Origin of the sequence: Acidihalobacter prosperus (assembly GCF_000754095.2) — a bacterium.
GTDB classification, from domain to species: domain Bacteria; phylum Pseudomonadota; class Gammaproteobacteria; order DSM-5130; family Acidihalobacteraceae; genus Acidihalobacter; species Acidihalobacter prosperus.
The window spans coordinates 97993-114417 of the sequence record NZ_JQSG02000002.1; the positions used below are offsets into that span (position 1 = coordinate 97993).

Genomic DNA, 16425 nt, shown 5'->3' on the forward strand with positions numbered 1-16425 from the left:
TTCTGGCGGTCGGTTTATAACATGGGGTAGCGTCTCATGCCGCGTGGATCTTGAACTGCGAGACCAGCGACTGCAGACCCGCCGACAGGCGCGCCAGCTCCTCGCTCGCCGTCGCCGTCTGCTGCGCACCCGACAGCGTCTGCTCCGTCACCTGGCTGATGTTGCTGATGTTGCGGTTGATCTCCTCCGCCACCGACGACTGCTCCTCCGCCGCGCTCGCGATCAGCGCGTTCATGTCGTTGATCCGCGCCACCGCCTCCGTGATCGTCTGCAGCGACATGTCCGCCTCCCGAGCCTTCTCCACGCTCTGGCTCGCTCGCTCGCGGCCCGCGTCCATCGCCGAGACCGCCGCCTTCGCGCCACCCTGCAGTTGCTCGATCATGCCTCGGATCTCTTCCGTCGAGTCCTGCGTGCGCTGCGCCAGCGTGCGCACCTCGTCCGCCACCACCGCAAAGCCACGACCCTGCTCGCCCGCGCGCGCCGCCTCGATCGCCGCGTTCAGCGCCAACAGATTGGTCTGCTCCGAGATTCCGCTGATCACCTCCAGCACGCGACCGATCTGCGCGCTGTCGCCCTCCAGCTTGTGCAGCGCCTGCGCCACTCGCTCCACTTCACCCGCCAGCGTGTCGATCGCCTTCACCGCTTCGCCCACCACCTGGCGGCCTTGACGGGCCTCGCCGTCCGCATGCTGCGCCGCCTGCGACGCATCGCTCGCGTTGCGCGCCACTTCCTGCACCGTCGTCGACATCTCGTGCATCGCCGTCGCCACCTGATCCGTCTCCGACTGCTGCCGGCGCACCTGCTCGCTGCTCTCCTCGCTCGTCGCCGACAGCTCCTCCGCCGCCGCCGCCAATTGCGCCGTCGAGCCCGATACCTGCGAGACCACCTGCTGGATCCGCTCCACAAAACGATTGAACGAACGCCCCAGATGATCCAGCTCGTCGCGCCCGTGATCCGGCATCCGACGCGTCAGATCACCCTCGCCCTGCGCTATGTCGTCCATCACACGAATCGCGCCGTTCAGACGCCTCACCATCGTGAATATCGCAAGCCCCGTCAGACCCCCGCCCAGCAACACCGCCAGTATCAGCAAACTCGTGCTCCAGATCGCGGATTGATGGAGTTGGCGCTGAACGTGATGGCGATCCGCCAGCTGAATCCGTTTGACCTCGTCGTCAAGCTGGTGCAGCAGCTTGTAGATATCGTGCCAGGTAGGCTGAGCGTGCTGGCTGAGCAGGTTCTGCGCCTCCGCGCTCTCCTCGCCCTTGAGCAACTTGACCATCTGCTCGCGCTGAGTCTTGTTCTTGCGCCACAGCACGTCGATTTTCTGCAACAGCGCTTCAAGATCGGGACGACCATCCGCCTTCTCGACCGCGATGCGGTATGCCGCATCGAAGCCCTTCAAGCCGTCCGCCACCTCCTTGTCCCAGGGTTCCATGATTGCGTCGCCCTGGATGATGCGGTCGCGGATGGCGATGCCGGATAGCAGGCCGTTGAGCACCATCTGCTCGACACTGCGCTTGAGCGGGACGTCGCGCACGCCGGCCAACCGGATGGAGGCGCTGATGCCTTGCTGAAAGTTCAGCGTCACCGCCACGGCGCCGATCACCAGCAAAATGGCCAGCCCGGCCGATGCCATGAGGCGGCCCTTGAGCGAAACGGGAATAACGGTCATTCAAATGCCCTCGAAATCTGTTCTGTGTTTAGGTGTCGTTCCAGTCGTTATGCATGAGGTCGGCATTCCTGCTCGTTTTGATATGATTTTCTTATCAAATGGGCGTTGGACAAGCGAAACCCGCCCCGCGCTGGGCGCGGGCGGGATTAAATCAGTGGTTGATTATATAGACTGCGGCGCGCGCGCGCAGGCCTGCTCAGACATAGGCGTCGATCAGCCCCCTGTTCAGCGATACCCACCCCTTGGGTGCTGCCGCCATGACTTCGCCATCGCTGTCGGTCTGCCCGAACGGCATCGCACCGCCGTACCCGGCACCCTGGTGGCCGCCATGAGCAAAGCCGCCAGCGGTGCCGTTGCCGTACGGCGACTGGCCGCCGCCAGGCGTCTGCTGCTGAACATTCACGCTGACTTGTTGCCCGTTCTGGCCGAGCAACTCGCGCAGCTGCGGCGTTGCGGCGTCAAGTGCGCTCTTGGTCAGCGCATGATGGGTCTGAAACAGAACCTGGGTCTGATCGCCGTGAATCTGCACGGATATCTGCAGCGGTCCCAACTGCGGCGGATTGATCTGCACGACCGCCGTCTGCTGTCCCTGGCCGACCATCCAGCCGACCTGTCCATTGAGCGCCTGCGCGAAGCCGGGCTGACCAGGCGCAAGCGTGGCGCCCGGCGGTACCGCGCCCGCGACTTGGGTGTTCGCGGCCACCAGCTGCATCGACGGCATGGCGGTTAGGCCACCGCCGCCGGCGACAGTGGCGGGAACACCCTTGATCGCGCTCAGCGCAGCGAACGCCGCAGACGATGTGCCGGCAGCCGCCGGGCCTTCGCCCGCGGTTTTCGCACTCAGCAGAGTGACATCGGTCAGCAGCTGCTGCCAACTGCCGCCGCTAGCCCGCGCATTGCCCGGTCCTTGCGGCCCCATGTCGGCACGGCCATGTGCGGCCACGTCCGAACCCCGGACTGACGCGCTTCCTCCACGTCCGCCGCCCAGGACCGCGTTCATCGCGGCATCGGCGCGCAGGGTATGCGGCAAAACAGGGATCATGGGCGGCAACGGATTGCCTGTCTGCCCCTGCCCGCCGGAAACCGTCGCGCCATCGGCCGAGGACGTCTGCTTACCGGATATCGGCTTGCCCTTGTCGGCCGTGAGCGGGGCGGCATCGGCGCTTTTGGACTGCGTCGGCGCCGACCGCCGGGCGTCGGCAGCCTGATGAGCATGTGATGCGTGGGCGGCATCCTGACCGGAAGGCTTTGCGTGATGGGAAACCCGCTGGGCGGCTGGCGACAAGGGCTGTGCGGGCTGGGCCGGCTGTGCGGACTTCGCGTCGAATGCAGCGGGCGTCTGCCGGGAAAGCTGTTGCAGGGTCTGCGCGAAACCGCTGGCGGAAGGTGCTGCAGACAACGCCGGCGCCGCCGCACCCGCCGGGGCGGATATCGCGGCAGGCGCGCTCGGCTGAGGAGCTGGCTGCGCAGCAACAGCGGAACCAGGGCCGTTCACGCGAAATCCGTGGCAAGTAGACGTTTCATGCCTGGAATCAAGCAAGGAAAATGCCAGAAAAAATCATTCGCCTCCATCACGGCGGCGCGCGCTGGACGAAGCGAACTCATCGGCATCGCGCTGCTCGCGGCGGGCGGCCTCCGTTTGCGCTTCCTGTTGATAACGCAGGACCACCTGGCTCAAGGCCTCCTGCCGAGCGCGCAGCTCAAGCCAGTTCGTCCGCCCGGACTGGAACGCCGATTCCGCCTCCTGGAGCACGCGCTGTTGTGCCTGACCGGCATCCGACAGCCGCTGCAGAAAGAGCCGATAGTCGAGCAGATCGCCCATGTTCATGGTGCCCTCCTGCATCCGTTGGGCGTATTCCTGCTCCCAATCGCGGAGCTCGCTCAACCGCACGCGCGCAGCCTCGACCGCACGCGACAGTTCGGCCAGCTGGATCGCGGCCGCTTCGGCATTGCGCGCCGCCTGTAGCTGTACCGGTTTGAGTCGATCGGCTCGACGTGTGCTCATGACAAGGCCTGGGTGTTGGTGTAATCGCTCAACTGCCGCAAGAGTTCGGCGGCTTCGCCATCGCCTTCGTCAGTGGTCTGGACGGGGGGCGGAGCGGGGAAGAAATCGGCCAGGGCGGCCCGACTACCCGCAAAATCAACGCCCTCGGCCATCGATTGTTGCAGGAAGCGCTCCATATCAGGATAGCGCGCGATCGACTCGTCGACGCCGGGATCGCTGCCGGTCTGGTAGGCGCCCACGCTGATCAGATCGCGGTGAGCGCTATAGGCGGCATAGAGTTGCTTGAAGCGCCGCGCCTGAGCCAGATGATCGGGCGGAATGACCTCATGCATCACGCGCGAAATCGAAGCCTCGACATCGATCGCGGGATAGCGCCCGCGCTCGGCGATCTGACGGGAGAGGATGATATGGCCGTCGAGTATCGCCCTGGCCGCATCGGCGATGGGATCGTTGGGATCGTCGCCTTCCGTCAGCACGGTGTAGAAGGCGGTGATCGAGCCTTCGCTGTCGCGACTGCCGTTGCCCGCGCGCTCGACCAGCTGCGGCAGCTTGGCGAATACCGAGGGGGTGTATCCCTTGGTCGCAGGCGGTTCACCGATCGCCAGCGCGATCTCGCGCTGGGCCTGGGCGAAACGCGTCAACGAATCGATCAACAGCAGCACCTTGAGCCCGCGAGAACGAAAATATTCGGCGATGGCGGTCGCATACCAGGCACCGTGCAGGCGCATCAATGGCGGATCGTCGGCCGGTGAGGCGATCACCACCGCGCGCGCGAGGCCCGCTTCGCCAAGGCTTTGCTGCACGAACTCCTTGACCTCCCGACCACGCTCGCCGATCAGGCCGACCACGGTAACGTCGGCCTCGGTATAGCGCGTCATCATGCCCAGCAGAACACTCTTGCCCACGCCGCTGCCGGCGAACAGGCCCATGCGCTGCCCGCGCCCCACGCTGATCAGGGCATTGATCGCCCGAATGCCGACGTTCAACGGCTCGCGAATCGGCCGACGTGACAGCGGATTGATCGGATGCCCGGTCAGGGCCACGCTGTCCGGGGTATGTACTGGCCCCTTGCCGTCGAGCGGGCGCCCAACCCCGTCGAGTACCCGGCCGAGCAACTCGGGGCCGACGGCGATATTGTGCGAACTGCCCAGCGGGATGACCCGCGCGTTGGGCGTCAAACCGCGGATATCGCCGACCGGCATCAGGAACACCTTCGCGCCCGAAAACCCAACCACCTCGGCCTCGACCCTGCGCCCCTGCGCAGTGGCGATCTCGCAGCGGCCACCGACCGGCATTTCGCAGCCGACCGCTTCCAGCGTCAGCCCGACCATGCGCGTCAAACGCCCTTCCGCGATCAGCGGGGCCGGCGCCTGCGCGCGCAGGCTGGCCTGCGCCAGGCGCTCGCGCCAGCCCGTCTGCAGATTTTCTCGCGGCCTCATGTCGCTTCGCCCTCGCTGCGACTGTCGCCCAGAACACGGGCCGCAATCTGATTCAGACGGTGCTCAACCGTTGCGTCGACACGGCTGACATCGGAGCGCACGCGGCAGCCGCCGCGCGCCAGGGCGGCATCCTCGACCACCCGCCATGCTCGTTCGCCCTCGCCTTCCGGCATGGCCTCGCGGATCAGCCGGGCGTCGTCCGGATGCAACTCAACGCGAACATCGCTCGCATATGACGGCAGTGCCTGCAGCGCCTCGCGCACCACCGCCACGATCTCGCCCGACGAGGTGGCCAGCTCGCGCCGCACGAGCTGGCGCGCGATAGCCACCGCCAGCGGCAACAGTTCGTCGCCGACCCGCTCCCCGGCCTCGTCGAGCGGTCGTGCCAGCGCCTGCATGATTTCGTCGAGCCGCTCCATGCGCACGCGCATTTCCTGCTCGGCCGCCGCCAACCCTTCGGCATGGCCCTGGCGGAAACCTTCCTCGCGCGCGGCAGTCTCGACCTGTTCGAGCTGGTCGGCGGTAAAGGGCTGCAGGTCCGGGATTTCCTCGCCGGCGTTGTCGTTCGGCGATGCCGGCGAGCGGAAATCCATGGCAGGTGCCTGCCAAGGGCTCGCCAGATCGCCCGCTTCGCTGGGAATGAGCTTAGACATACTCGTCGCCGCCCTTGCCGCCCAGCGCGATTTCGCCGGAATCGGCCATGCGCCTGGCCACCGCCAAAATTTCCTTTTGCGCAGCCTCGACCTCGCTCAGGCGCACCGGCCCCTTGGCTTCGAGGTCGTCGCGCAGCATCTCTGCCGCACGCTTGGAAATATTCTTGAATATCTTCTCGCGCAACGGTTCGTCGGCGCCCTTGAGGGCAACCACCAGGGTTTCCGACGCCACCTCGCGCAGCAGGCTCTGGATCGAGCGGTCGTCGAGCTCCGCAAGGTTGTCGAACACGAACATCAGCTCTTCGATCCGCTGCGCGATGTCCGCATCGTTCTCGGCCACGATTTCGATGATCGCGCTCTCAACGCTCGAATCCATGAAATTGAGGATGTTAGCCGCGCTCTTGAGTCCTCCGACCGCGGACGATTTGACGTTGGAGTTGCCGCTGAACTGGCGTTCCAGCACCTCGTCGAGCTCCTTGATCGCCGATGGCTGGACCACATCCAGCGTGGCGATGCGCATGATCACGTCGGCGCGCACCCGATCCTGCAGATGCACCAGCACCTCCGCCGCCTGATCCGGATCGAGGTGACTCAGCACGATCGCGATGATCTGCGGATGTTCCAGCCGCACCACTTCGGCAATGGCCCGCGCATCCATCCACTTGAGCTGGTCGAGGCCCCGCGAGTTGTGACCGGTCAGGATGCGGTCCATGATGCCGCCGGCCTTGTCCTCGCCCAACGCCTGTACCAGCACGTTGCGGATATAGTCGTCGTTGCCGATGCCGAGGGCCGTCTGGTCGCCGACGATATCGATGAAACGACCCAATACGTCGCTGACCACGGAACGCGAAATGCCGCTCAATTCGGCCATCGCGGCACCGATCTTCTGTACCTCGCGCGGCCCCATATGCTTGAGGACTTCGGCCGCCTCCTGCTCGCCGAGGGTCATGAGCAGGATCGCCGCCCGCTGCGCACCGTTGACGGGAGCCGCGCTACTCATCGCCGAGCCAGCCCTTGACGACCTGAGCTACCCGCTTGGGGTCCGACTGAGCCAGAGAACGAGCTGCCGCCAACTGCTGATCATAGGCGCTGCCGCCACCTTCGCCCGACAGAGTCACGCGATCCTCGCCCACGCCCTCCGTATCCCCGCCCACGGCCCCCGCTTCGACCGCGCCAGCGCCAGCCGCCGCCCCGGAGAGTGCCGCAGCGGGGGCGTGACTGAGGCTGCGCAGCACCGGGCGCAGCACGCCGAAAATGAGGAACAACACGGCCAGGCCGCCAGCCGCCTGCTTGAGCAGATTCCAGAACCAGGCCTGCTCCCAGATCGGTGGGCCTGCGGGTGCGACCGCCGCGGCCGGCGATGCGCGGAAAGGCGCGTTGATCACATTGACGGTATCGCCACGGCCGGCGTTGAAGCCCACGGCTTCCTTGACCAGATTGGTGATATTGGCCATTTCCTGCGCCGACAGCGGTTCCTCCGTCACCTTTCCGTCCTTGGCCTTCTTCTCCTGATAATTCACGACCACGGCTACGGACATCCGGTTGATCGCACCCGGCGCCTGCTGGATATGCTGGATCTTGCGATCGATCTCGAAGTTGCGCGTCGCCTGCTTGCGGGTTTCGAGAATCGGACCGAGAGGGCCCGCTTTGGTCGCCTCGGCCTGGCCGGTGGTCGACGTTCCGGCCCCCGCCGGATTGTTGGCCGACTGGTTCGCCGGCACGCCGGCCGGCGGCGGCTGGTTGGTCAAGGCACCCGGCACGCCGCCGCTTGGCGCCCCACGTTTGACCAGATCGTCGGTCTGTTCGCTGCGAATGACCTGGCTTTTGGGATCGTAGGTCTCGCTGGTGGTGTTGATCAGGGAGTAGTTGAGGTTCGTCGTAACCTGCGCCCGCACACCGTTGCTACCGACGATAGGCGCCAGAATTTCACGAATGCGCTTGGCATAGAGACGGTCCAGGCGCTGGGTCAGCGCGTACTGGGCAGCGCTGAGCGCTGAGCCCGCCGCCTCCGGCCCGTTCTGCCCGCTGCGCGTCAGCAGATCCCCATGCTGATTGACGACGGTGACATTCTCGGGCGACAGTCCCGGCACGCTCGACGCCACCAGATGCACCACGCCCGCCACCTGGGCCGAACTCAGATCCCGCCCCGGATACAGATTCAGCAGCACCGACGCGGAGGGCTTCGGGCTGTCCTGAATGAAAACCGACTGTTTCGGCAAGGCCAGATGCACGCGCGCGCTCTGCACGCTGTCGAGCGAAGCGATGGAGCGCTCCAGCTCCTGCTCCAGGGCCTGGTTGTAACGCACGGTTTCCATGAACTGGCTCGCGCCGAACGGCCCCTGGGCCTTATCGAACATGGCAAAACCGCTGGTCGTGCCTTTGGGCAGTCCCTCGGTCGCCAGCTTGATGCGGGCGCGGTAAACATCCGTGGCCGGCACCATGATCGCCCCGCTGGTGGGGCTGACGCGGTAATGGATACCCGCCTTGTCGAGTGCCTCGAGCACCTGCCCGGAATCCTTGGCGGAAAGATTGCCGTACAGCAGGCTGTAGGTCGGTTGCTGAGACCACAACACGATGGCAACGCCCAATGCCACGCTGGCCGCGAGTCCCACCATGAGCCCGACCTGGCGCAGCGCCGGCAACCGGGAAAAGTTGTCGAACTGGGTGCGAATCGCCTCGGGGTTGATCAATGCCATAACGCGTCAGGGCCGATTCAAATCTGCATGTTCATGATTTCCTGGTACGCCGACACCAGCTTGTTGCGTACCTGGGTCATCGCCTCGAAGGAAAGACTGGCCTTCTGCAAGGCAATCATCACCTGCCCGAGATCCGCCTGTGTGTTGCCCTGCTCGAAGCTGGTCGCCAGATTCCCGGCGTGCTTTTGTGCCTCGTTGACCTGATTGATGGAATCGGCCAGCAGTTTGCCGAAATCCACCTGGCCAGGCTGTGCCGCCGCAGGCGGCTTGTTGTTGCCGTCGGCAACCGCAGCCATGGCCCGCATTTGCGCCAGCACCTGATTGATTTCCGTACCGCTCATCACACCACTCCGTCAGCGTTTCGACGCCAGATACCCCTGTGAAGCAAAAATAGCGCCAACTCCCCGTCAACAGGGGATTGCAACGCCTGCATCCCTGAGCTTGGCCAGCTTGTATCTCAGGGTTCGCGGGCTGATGCCAAGGCGGGCCGCCACTTCCTTGCGGTTGCCGTTTACCGCGCGCAAGGTCTCCAGGATCAGTTCACCTTCCCGTCGCCGCAGGTCGGCATCGAGCACGCTGCTTTCGGCCGCGGCGTCCGACATGTCGACCTGAACCTGGATGCCGGTGCCGGTATCCAGGTTCTCGAAATGCAGATCGCATTGATCGATGCACGTACCGTTGCTGAGAATCAGCGCCCGCTGGATAACATTGTCGAGTTCGCGCACGTTGCCCGGCCAGTCGTGCGCGAGCAGACGATGTTCGGCCGCGGCAGTCAGCGTCAATGGGCCGCCGGCATGCCGCTGCAACAGACGGCGGGCGAGCGGCAGGATATCCTTGGGGCGTTCCCGCAGCGGGGGCAGGTGCAGCGGAAAGACGTTCAGGCGGTAAAACAAGTCCTCGCGGAAGCGGCCTGCCGCCACCTCCTCGCGCAGATTGCGGTTCGAGGTCGCCAGCACGCGCACATCGAGAGGTATCAGACGATTGCCGCCCAGCCGCTCGACCTCGCGCTCCTGCAGCACGCGCAGCAGCTTGGATTGCAGCATCAGATCCATTTCCGAAATTTCGTCGAGCAGCAGGGTGCCGCCGTTGGCCTGCTCGAATTTTCCAGCCCGCGCCTCGTGCGCGCCCGTATAGGCTCCCTTTTCATAGCCGAACAACATCGCCTCGAGCATGTTCTCGGGAATCGCTGCACAGTTGATCGCCACGAACGGCCCCTCGGCGCGCGCCGAAAGGCGATGAATTTCCCGAGCGAACACCTCCTTGCCGCTGCCGGAAGGTCCGGTGATCATAACCGTGGCTTCGGCGGCGGCGACCCGCCCTGCCAGTGCCAGCAGTTCCCGGGTACGCGGATCCTCGGCCACCGGCGCGCCCTCGCTGGCGGCCGTGTTCGGCATCAGGCGGCTGACCATCTCGACCAGCACGGAAGCCTCGAAAGGCTTGACCAGATAATCCGCTGCGCCATCGCGCATGGCATCGACCGCACGCTGGATCGTGCCATACGCGGTCATCAGGACGACCGGGATATCCGGCCTGAGCTGACGGATGCGTCTGAGCAGCGCATGGCCGTCCAGGCCGCTCATCTGCACATCGCTGACGACCATGCCCACTGGCTCGTCGGACAGGCGGGCCAGGGCTTCGCGGCCGTCGCCGGCGGCAATCACCCCGAAGCCCGCCAGCAGCAGAGTATCCACGACGGCCTCGCGCAGATTCAGATCGTCCTCGACCACAAGCACTTTGAGGGTGTCGGTCATGCCATCATGCTCCATTGTCGTTGTCAGTCGCGTCGCACGGGACCAGCGGCAAATGCAATGTGAACGCGCCGCCGGGCTGCCCGCTGCGATCGAGCGTCACTTCGCCGCCGTGCGCCTCCAGGATCGCGCGCACGACAGCCAGCCCCAATCCCGTCCCCTGATGATGCGTGGTATAAAAAGGCTCGAAGATGCGATCGGCGATGGCTTGCGGCACGCCGGGGCCGCTGTCGCGCATCGTCATGGCGACATGTTCGCCGCGTGGCTGCCAGATCCTGAGATCCAGATGCACGCCCCGATCAGCCGACTGCATTGCGTTCGAGGCGAGGTTCAGCAGCGCACCCACCAACCCTTCACGCTGCCCCATGCAGCAGCGGTCGGCGAGTCCGGCTTCCCAATCGATCGCCAGGGTACCGCCATGCTCCGCGAGCGGCAGATTCACCATCTCCCTGAACTCATCCACGATGGCGCCCAGCGTCAGCGGTGTCAGATTGTTGGCGCCGCCGCGTGCAAACTGGAGCATGTCGTTCACCATGCGCTCGAGATGCTGCACCTGCGCACGGATCTTTCCGACCACCCGCAGACGCTGTTCCTCCTCGATTCGCCGGGGCTCCAGGTGCGCCAAATACAACAGAACCGATGACAGCGGCGTACGTATCTGGTGCGCCAGACCCGCTACCATTTCCCCCATGGCCGCCAGGCGCCGGTGATGGTCCAGCTGCTCCTGTAGCGTACGGGTGTCGGTCACGTCCTGCAGAAGCAGTATGTCCCCCGGCTCGGAACCCAGCGAGCGCACCGAAACATTCAGGCGTCGGCCGTCGTCCAGTCGCACCTCGCCCGCGCCGGCGGGACCGGATACGAAACGCATGGCCACCTCCGGCCAGCGCTGTCCGATCAGGGGCTCGCCAAGGAACTCGTGTGCTGCGGGATTCGCCTCGCGCACCATGCCGTCCTCGCCCGTGACGATGACCGCACCCGGCAACAGCTCCAACAGTCGCCCCAGACGATTGGCGAGACGCTCCTTCTCGGCCAGTTGCACGAGACGCTCGGAGCGGGCCGCCGCCAACTCGCGGCTGAGCTGCTCCACGCGCTGTTCCAGCCCTCGATACGAAAAGGCAAGGTCTTCCGAGAGGCGGTTGAAGGCATCGAAGGCTTCGGCCAGCAGACGCTCGCGCTCCGATGCCTGAGCCGATGGCTCGCCATCGGTTGCCTGCCCTGAGATTGCTTGGTCCGTCGGGTTCATACCCTGACCTCAGCAGATTTCGTACCAGGTGTGGTTTATTTTATAAAATCAGATATTTACATAACAGCCGCCAGCATGGCCCGTCAACTTTCCGGCACATCTTCCTGTCGCTGGATACCGTATTTGCGCATTTTCTCGACCAAGGTGGTACGACGCATGCGCAGGGATTGCGCCGCGTGTGCCACGACACCGCCGGCATCTTCGAGCGCCTTGCGGATGAAGGACATCTCCAGCTGGCCAAGATATTCCCGCAGATCCACCCCCTCTTCGGGCAGACCGATCGAGGGCATGGCCTCGCCAGCGCCATCGTCCGCCGCCGTCGCGATGTCCACGTCCGCCATCTCAAGTATTTTCACCGGCAAATCCATCACTTCCACGACACCATCCGGCACCAGTATGGACAGCCGTTCGATCAGATTCGACAGCTCGCGCACATTACCCGGCCAATCGTACAGATTCATGGCCTTCAAAGCCCCGGCCGAGAGCCGCACACGCCCCCGGCCGCCGCGCTCGAGGCGGCCGGCGAAGTGCTCGACCAGCAGCGGGATGTCCTCCTTACGCTCGCGCAGCGGCGGCACCTCAAGCGGAAACACGTTCAGGCGATAATACAGATCCTCGCGGAAACGGCCTTCCCTTATCGAAGTCTCCAGATCCCGGTGAGTGGCGGCAATCACGCGCACGTCGGTGTTGATGCTGCGATTGCTGCCCACCCGCTCGAATGTTCGCTCCTGCAGTACGCGCAAAAGCTTAACCTGCATGGGCAAAGGCATGTCGCCGATTTCATCAAGAAACAGCGTGCCGCCCTGAGCCAGCTCGAAACGCCCCTGGCGAGCCGTCAGGGCACCGGTGAAAGCGCCTTTTTCGTGACCGAACAGCTCGCTTTCAAGTAGCTCGGCCGGAATAGCACCGCAGTTCACCGCCACGAACGGGCGCTCCCGCCGCGGCGAGCAGTAATGCACGGCGGAAGCCACCACTTCCTTGCCAGTGCCGGTTTCTCCCTGAATCAACACCGTGGTGTCCGTCTCGGCCACCCGCGCGATCAAGCGCCTGAGACGCTGCATCGAACGCCCCCGGCCGATCAACATCCGGTCCAGGATCGAAGGCATGTCGCCACTTTCGGCCGCCCGCGCGGCGGCGCCCGCGCTTGCGCGCGCGCGCTCAAGCGCCAGGATCGTCTGGCTGGCGTCCAACGGCCACGCCAGGTGTGCGGCCGCATCGTCGCAGGACGCCGGCACCTCGCCCACGATCACCAGCGGAGGCGCGCCCGCATTCTGCTTATGCCAATCCAGGACATCCTTCATTCGATCGGGTTGATCCAGCGTGCATACCATGAGCGCTACCGCTTCCTCTGCGGCTTGCGACGCATCGAAGTCGACCGGCGTGAAGCCAAGAAACTCCACGATGGCATGCAATTGATCCGCGACGCCGCCCGCCACGGCGGCAACCCAGACGACGGGTGCTGCGACATCGTCACCCTTGTGTTGACTGAACATCACGCTCGACATAGCCCCTAGATTCTTATGGATATTTATGATTTGCAGGCCACCTGTCGCCTCTTGACGACAGATCCATGTGAGAAAGATAGCAGGAGAAATGTCAAAAAACCAACACGACGCGAATAAGGTTATTTTTTATTTTAATAATCAAGCGCTTCTTTGGCTTGCGATCAATCGCCTGTGATGTCTGAAGATAAGCTTGCTCAATCCGTCGCGCATGTCCTCGGCCATCCCGCGGAATCGTGCCGCGATCTTGACGCCTCGTCCGCTGTGCTCGACGGATATCACTTCTCCCCAGCAGCGTAGCGGGCGCGGATAGCCGGTCTTCAGGTAGATGTCCATGCGTACGAGATCGCCCCTCGCGGGCGCCGTGGTCGGCTCGACGATCCAGCTAAGTCCCTGCTCGGACAGCGCCACCGGGAATGCCTTGGGCAAGGCCAGCTGATGCCGGAGTAGTTCGCCGACCAGTTCGAGCACAAGACCGATTTTGATATCCAGACGCGCGATGGCCTGCACGACCTCGGGTTCGCCGCCCTTGAATTCCGCAGGATGTTCGTCGAGTACGCCGAACATGGCCAGCAGAGCCACGTTGGTCTCATTGATCTGGGCCTGAACCTCTGCCGAGGGCATGGCCGGAACAGGCTTCCAGGCCAAGGGCAGGGTCGCACGGTATACGATGCCTTCGTCGAGCGGCGCGTTGGATTCGTCCATGTCTCAAGAATAACCCATCGCGCGGGCGGCGCTAGCCGACGGCACTCTGTCCATAGGCACGCGCTGCACGGCGTACCAATGCCTTGTGCTCCAGTGCCTGGAGGGCACGTCCACGGTATCCCTCGATCAGGGCGACGAGATCCGTGTTGATCGCCAGCAGTTCCTGCAGCGCGATCCGGACCGCCTCGACCTCTTCCGGCCCCACCGGATGGCGCATCAGAAACTCCAGGCGCCCGCGCAAACCGGCCTCTTCCTGCAACAGCTTCTGCCAGTCCGGGGACTGACTCGCGCGCGCATTCTCCAGCAGCTGCCGGCCACGTGCGACCAGTGCCATCAGGCCGGCCACCCGCCCCGTATGGGAGACATTGGCGGATGTCTCGACGCCGCCGTTCATGCCGGTGCCCGACCGTCCTTGACGGGGGCTATCGCGTCCCACCCGGATTTGACCTCCGCCAGCAATCCGGCCACCTCGTCGAGCAGCCGGGTGTCGTTGTTAGCGTTGGCTTCGACCAGACGGCGCGACATATAGTCGTAGAGCGCTTCGAGATTGCGCGCCAGTTCGCCGCCCTGTTCGTGGTCTAGATACACCCTGAGTCCATCGATGATCCGGATGCTGTCCACGATCAGCTGGGCCTTGACGCCCGCGTCCCCTCGATTCATTGCGCCTTTGGCGCGCGCGATATTGTCGAGTCCTCCCTGCATCAGGAGGCGAATCAGGGTGTGGGGATTGGCGTCCGCCACCGATCCCTCAAGCCCGACCTGTTGGTAATGCCGCAAAGCCTGGTTCATTTGTTTACCCTATCTGAGGTGAATGCGACAAAAGGCGCCGTTGCAGCTCAAATGCATGGATCCTGCCGTTGCCCCAGGTCACCCCCCTGGCGTCGTGCTGCTGCTGGCGGAGGGTAGGCTACCCAGCTGCGAGGTCAGGTAGCTGCTGGTGTTTTTGAGATTCGCCACCAGCGTATCCATGGCCGTGTACTGCTGCATCAGCGTGGTCTGCTCCTGCTGCATGCGCGTACTGAGATCGCTGAACTGCTTCTGGATATTGGTCAGCTGCTGGTTGATGCTGTTCGTGCGGGCCGTGATGATGCCGTTCGGCCCAACCATGCTGCCCACGGTCGAACCCAACTGCGTGCCGATGGTCTGCAGCGCGGTGACCACACCCGAATAGTCGCTGGTCATGGCCGCGCTGAGCTTGGATGTATCCAGGCTCAGCGTGCCATTGGTATTAGCCGTAATGCCCAGGGCCATCAAATTCTGATACTGCGCAGGCGCCCCGCTGATACGCTGGACCACGCCGTTCTGGAAGAGGTTGACCAGATTGCGCACGGTGGGATCGCCGAGCAATACGCCCGCGGTCTTGGTCTTCGAATCGTAGCTTGCGTACTTGGTGACGTCCTTGGCAAAGCTGTTGTAGGCGTTCACGAACGACTGCACCGCCTGGGTGACGGCTCCCGTGTTCGGGCCGACCGTCACGGCCACGGGCGAGCCGCTGGTGAGGCCCAGCAGATTCAGGGTCACGCCCGTCACCGCATTCGTGACCGTGTTGCTCTGCGAGCTGATGGCGACCCCGTTGAGCGACAGCTGCGCATTCTGCGCGGCGACGGTCTGGCTGAGCGTCGAGGCGCCGTTGGTCCCGCTATAGGTAAAGGCCCCGAGGCTTGACCCGCTGTCGGTAATATTGAGCTGATGATCCGTGCCGGCGCTCGAGGTCAACGAAAGCTGATAGCCGCTGCCGTTGTTGATGATGGTGGCCGAAACGCCGAAATTGGCTTGATTGATCGCGTCCGCCAGCCCCTGGAGCGTATTGTTCGAGCTGTCGATCGTGATGCTGGTCGGGCTGGTCGCGCTGTTGGCGGTGAACGTCGGCGGCGTCGTGGCATTGTTGTAGCTGCCGAACTGGAAGGTCAGCGTGCCTGTCCCGATCGATGCGGTGGCCGAACTGAACGTGCTGCTGGCGAGACTCTGCGCCTGAGCGAGCGCGGTGACGCTGACATTGTAACTGCCGGGCGTGGCGGTGCCGTCGGACGTCGCCGTCACCACGGCATTGTTGCTCGACGAGGCGTTGTAGCTCTGGGTCAAGCTGCCCAGCGCCTGCAGGGTGGAGTTGACCGAGGAAACGTCGCTGTTGATCGCGCCGAAGGCCGACAACTGGGCATTCAGACCATTCTGCTGATTGGTCAACAGCGTCTGCTGCGGCCCGAAATCCGCCTGCAGCAGCTGGCTGACGATCGATTTGACGTTCAGGCCCGAACCGACGCCTGGCGAGCTGATGATCCCGGACATGGCCCTGTTACCTCGCGTTTGCCAATCTCTTCAGGTTTTGACGGCGACGCCCGTCGTCTCCACGTGACGCATCTCTTGCAACCTTTGCGCCAGAGCCACCATAGACTCGGGCGGAATCTGCCGCAACACTTGGCCGTTCGACTGGTCGATCACCTTGATAATGGTCTGATGGGTCGATTGGTCGATACTGAACTGGAGCGTACGGCTTTGAGACTGCAGATAGTCGTTTACCTGAACCAGGGCCTGGTCCAACATCCCCGGCTGAACCTTTCCGCTGGGCGGGCTGCCGGGCGGCGCAGAATTGCCTCCCTGACCCGCGTTTGCCCCAACCACCTGGCCCCCGGCATTCGCCGAAACTGCTGTCCCCTGCGGCGAACCGGATGCCATCGGGATACCCGTCAACAGTGAAAGATCGTTTGTAATTTGGTTCATCCCCTTGAACCTCCACCGCGGGGTCATGAGTGGCGCGTCCC

The 16425-nt window shown here is 64.1% G+C and carries 16 protein-coding genes; all 16 read right to left on the minus strand.

What is annotated here, in order from left to right:
• Positions 1 to 34 precede the first annotated feature (34 nt).
• The 16 genes from THPRO_RS04405 to THPRO_RS16205 all read right to left on the minus strand — a co-directional run bounded on the left by THPRO_RS04405 (position 35) and on the right by THPRO_RS16205 (position 16384).
• The gene (locus THPRO_RS04405; protein ID WP_065089279.1) at positions 35 to 1675 is read right to left on the minus strand and encodes a methyl-accepting chemotaxis protein; all 1641 of its coding nucleotides are present in this window, start codon (positions 1673 to 1675) and stop codon (positions 35 to 37) included.
• Positions 1676 to 1871: 196 nt separating this feature from the next.
• Positions 1872 to 3074, minus strand: coding sequence for a flagellar hook-length control protein FliK (locus THPRO_RS04410; protein WP_065089280.1), 1203 nt, complete (start codon positions 3072 to 3074; stop codon positions 1872 to 1874).
• A gap of 159 nt (positions 3075 to 3233) precedes the next feature.
• On the minus strand, positions 3234 to 3680 hold the full coding sequence (gene fliJ, locus THPRO_RS04415) for a flagellar export protein FliJ (RefSeq protein ID WP_038089747.1): 447 nt from the start codon (positions 3678 to 3680) through the stop codon (positions 3234 to 3236).
• A complete protein-coding gene (fliI, locus tag THPRO_RS04420) occupies positions 3677 to 5119 on the minus strand; it encodes a flagellar protein export ATPase FliI (RefSeq protein WP_082954437.1) in 1443 nt (480 codons plus the stop codon). Before fliI ends, fliJ begins: the two co-directional genes overlap by 4 nt.
• Positions 5116 to 5772, minus strand: coding sequence for a FliH/SctL family protein (locus THPRO_RS04425; RefSeq protein WP_038089742.1), 657 nt, complete (start codon positions 5770 to 5772; stop codon positions 5116 to 5118). Before THPRO_RS04425 ends, fliI begins: the two co-directional genes overlap by 4 nt.
• Positions 5765 to 6772, minus strand: coding sequence for a flagellar motor switch protein FliG (gene fliG, locus THPRO_RS04430; protein WP_038089738.1), 1008 nt, complete (start codon positions 6770 to 6772; stop codon positions 5765 to 5767). The genes THPRO_RS04425 and fliG overlap by 8 nt, the downstream gene beginning before the upstream one ends.
• Positions 6765 to 8468, minus strand: coding sequence for a flagellar basal-body MS-ring/collar protein FliF (gene fliF / locus THPRO_RS04435; protein WP_065089281.1), 1704 nt, complete (start codon positions 8466 to 8468; stop codon positions 6765 to 6767). Before fliF ends, fliG begins: the two co-directional genes overlap by 8 nt.
• Positions 8469 to 8485: 17 nt before the next feature.
• Positions 8486 to 8809, minus strand: a complete 324-nt coding sequence (gene fliE / locus THPRO_RS04440) for a flagellar hook-basal body complex protein FliE (protein WP_038089734.1) — start codon at positions 8807 to 8809, stop codon at positions 8486 to 8488.
• A 66-nt stretch (positions 8810 to 8875) separates the two neighbouring features.
• Complete coding sequence (locus THPRO_RS04445) at positions 8876 to 10219, minus strand: sigma-54-dependent transcriptional regulator (protein ID WP_065089392.1); 1344 nt, start codon at positions 10217 to 10219, stop codon at positions 8876 to 8878.
• 4 nt (positions 10220 to 10223) lie between these two features.
• Positions 10224 to 11459, minus strand: a complete 1236-nt coding sequence (locus THPRO_RS04450) for a sensor histidine kinase (protein WP_065089282.1) — start codon at positions 11457 to 11459, stop codon at positions 10224 to 10226.
• 83 nt (positions 11460 to 11542) lie between these two features.
• Positions 11543 to 12964, minus strand: a complete 1422-nt coding sequence (locus THPRO_RS04455) for a sigma-54 dependent transcriptional regulator (RefSeq protein WP_082954438.1) — start codon at positions 12962 to 12964, stop codon at positions 11543 to 11545.
• 138 nt (positions 12965 to 13102) lie between these two features.
• Positions 13103 to 13666 (minus strand): PilZ domain-containing protein, encoded by a 564-nt coding sequence (locus THPRO_RS04460; RefSeq protein WP_065089283.1) that lies wholly within the window; start codon positions 13664 to 13666, stop codon positions 13103 to 13105.
• A gap of 31 nt (positions 13667 to 13697) precedes the next feature.
• Complete coding sequence (locus THPRO_RS04465; protein WP_038089718.1) at positions 13698 to 14060, minus strand: hypothetical protein; 363 nt, start codon at positions 14058 to 14060, stop codon at positions 13698 to 13700.
• A complete protein-coding gene (gene fliS, locus THPRO_RS04470; RefSeq protein WP_065089284.1) occupies positions 14057 to 14455 on the minus strand; it encodes a flagellar export chaperone FliS in 399 nt (132 codons plus the stop codon). Before fliS ends, THPRO_RS04465 begins: the two co-directional genes overlap by 4 nt.
• 78 nt (positions 14456 to 14533) lie before the next feature.
• On the minus strand, positions 14534 to 15952 hold the full coding sequence (gene fliD, locus THPRO_RS04475; RefSeq protein WP_038089715.1) for a flagellar filament capping protein FliD: 1419 nt from the start codon (positions 15950 to 15952) through the stop codon (positions 14534 to 14536).
• Between the two features lie 30 nt (positions 15953 to 15982).
• A complete protein-coding gene (locus THPRO_RS16205; RefSeq protein ID WP_161489928.1) occupies positions 15983 to 16384 on the minus strand; it encodes a flagellar protein FlaG in 402 nt (133 codons plus the stop codon).
• Positions 16385 to 16425: the final 41 nt, after the last annotated feature.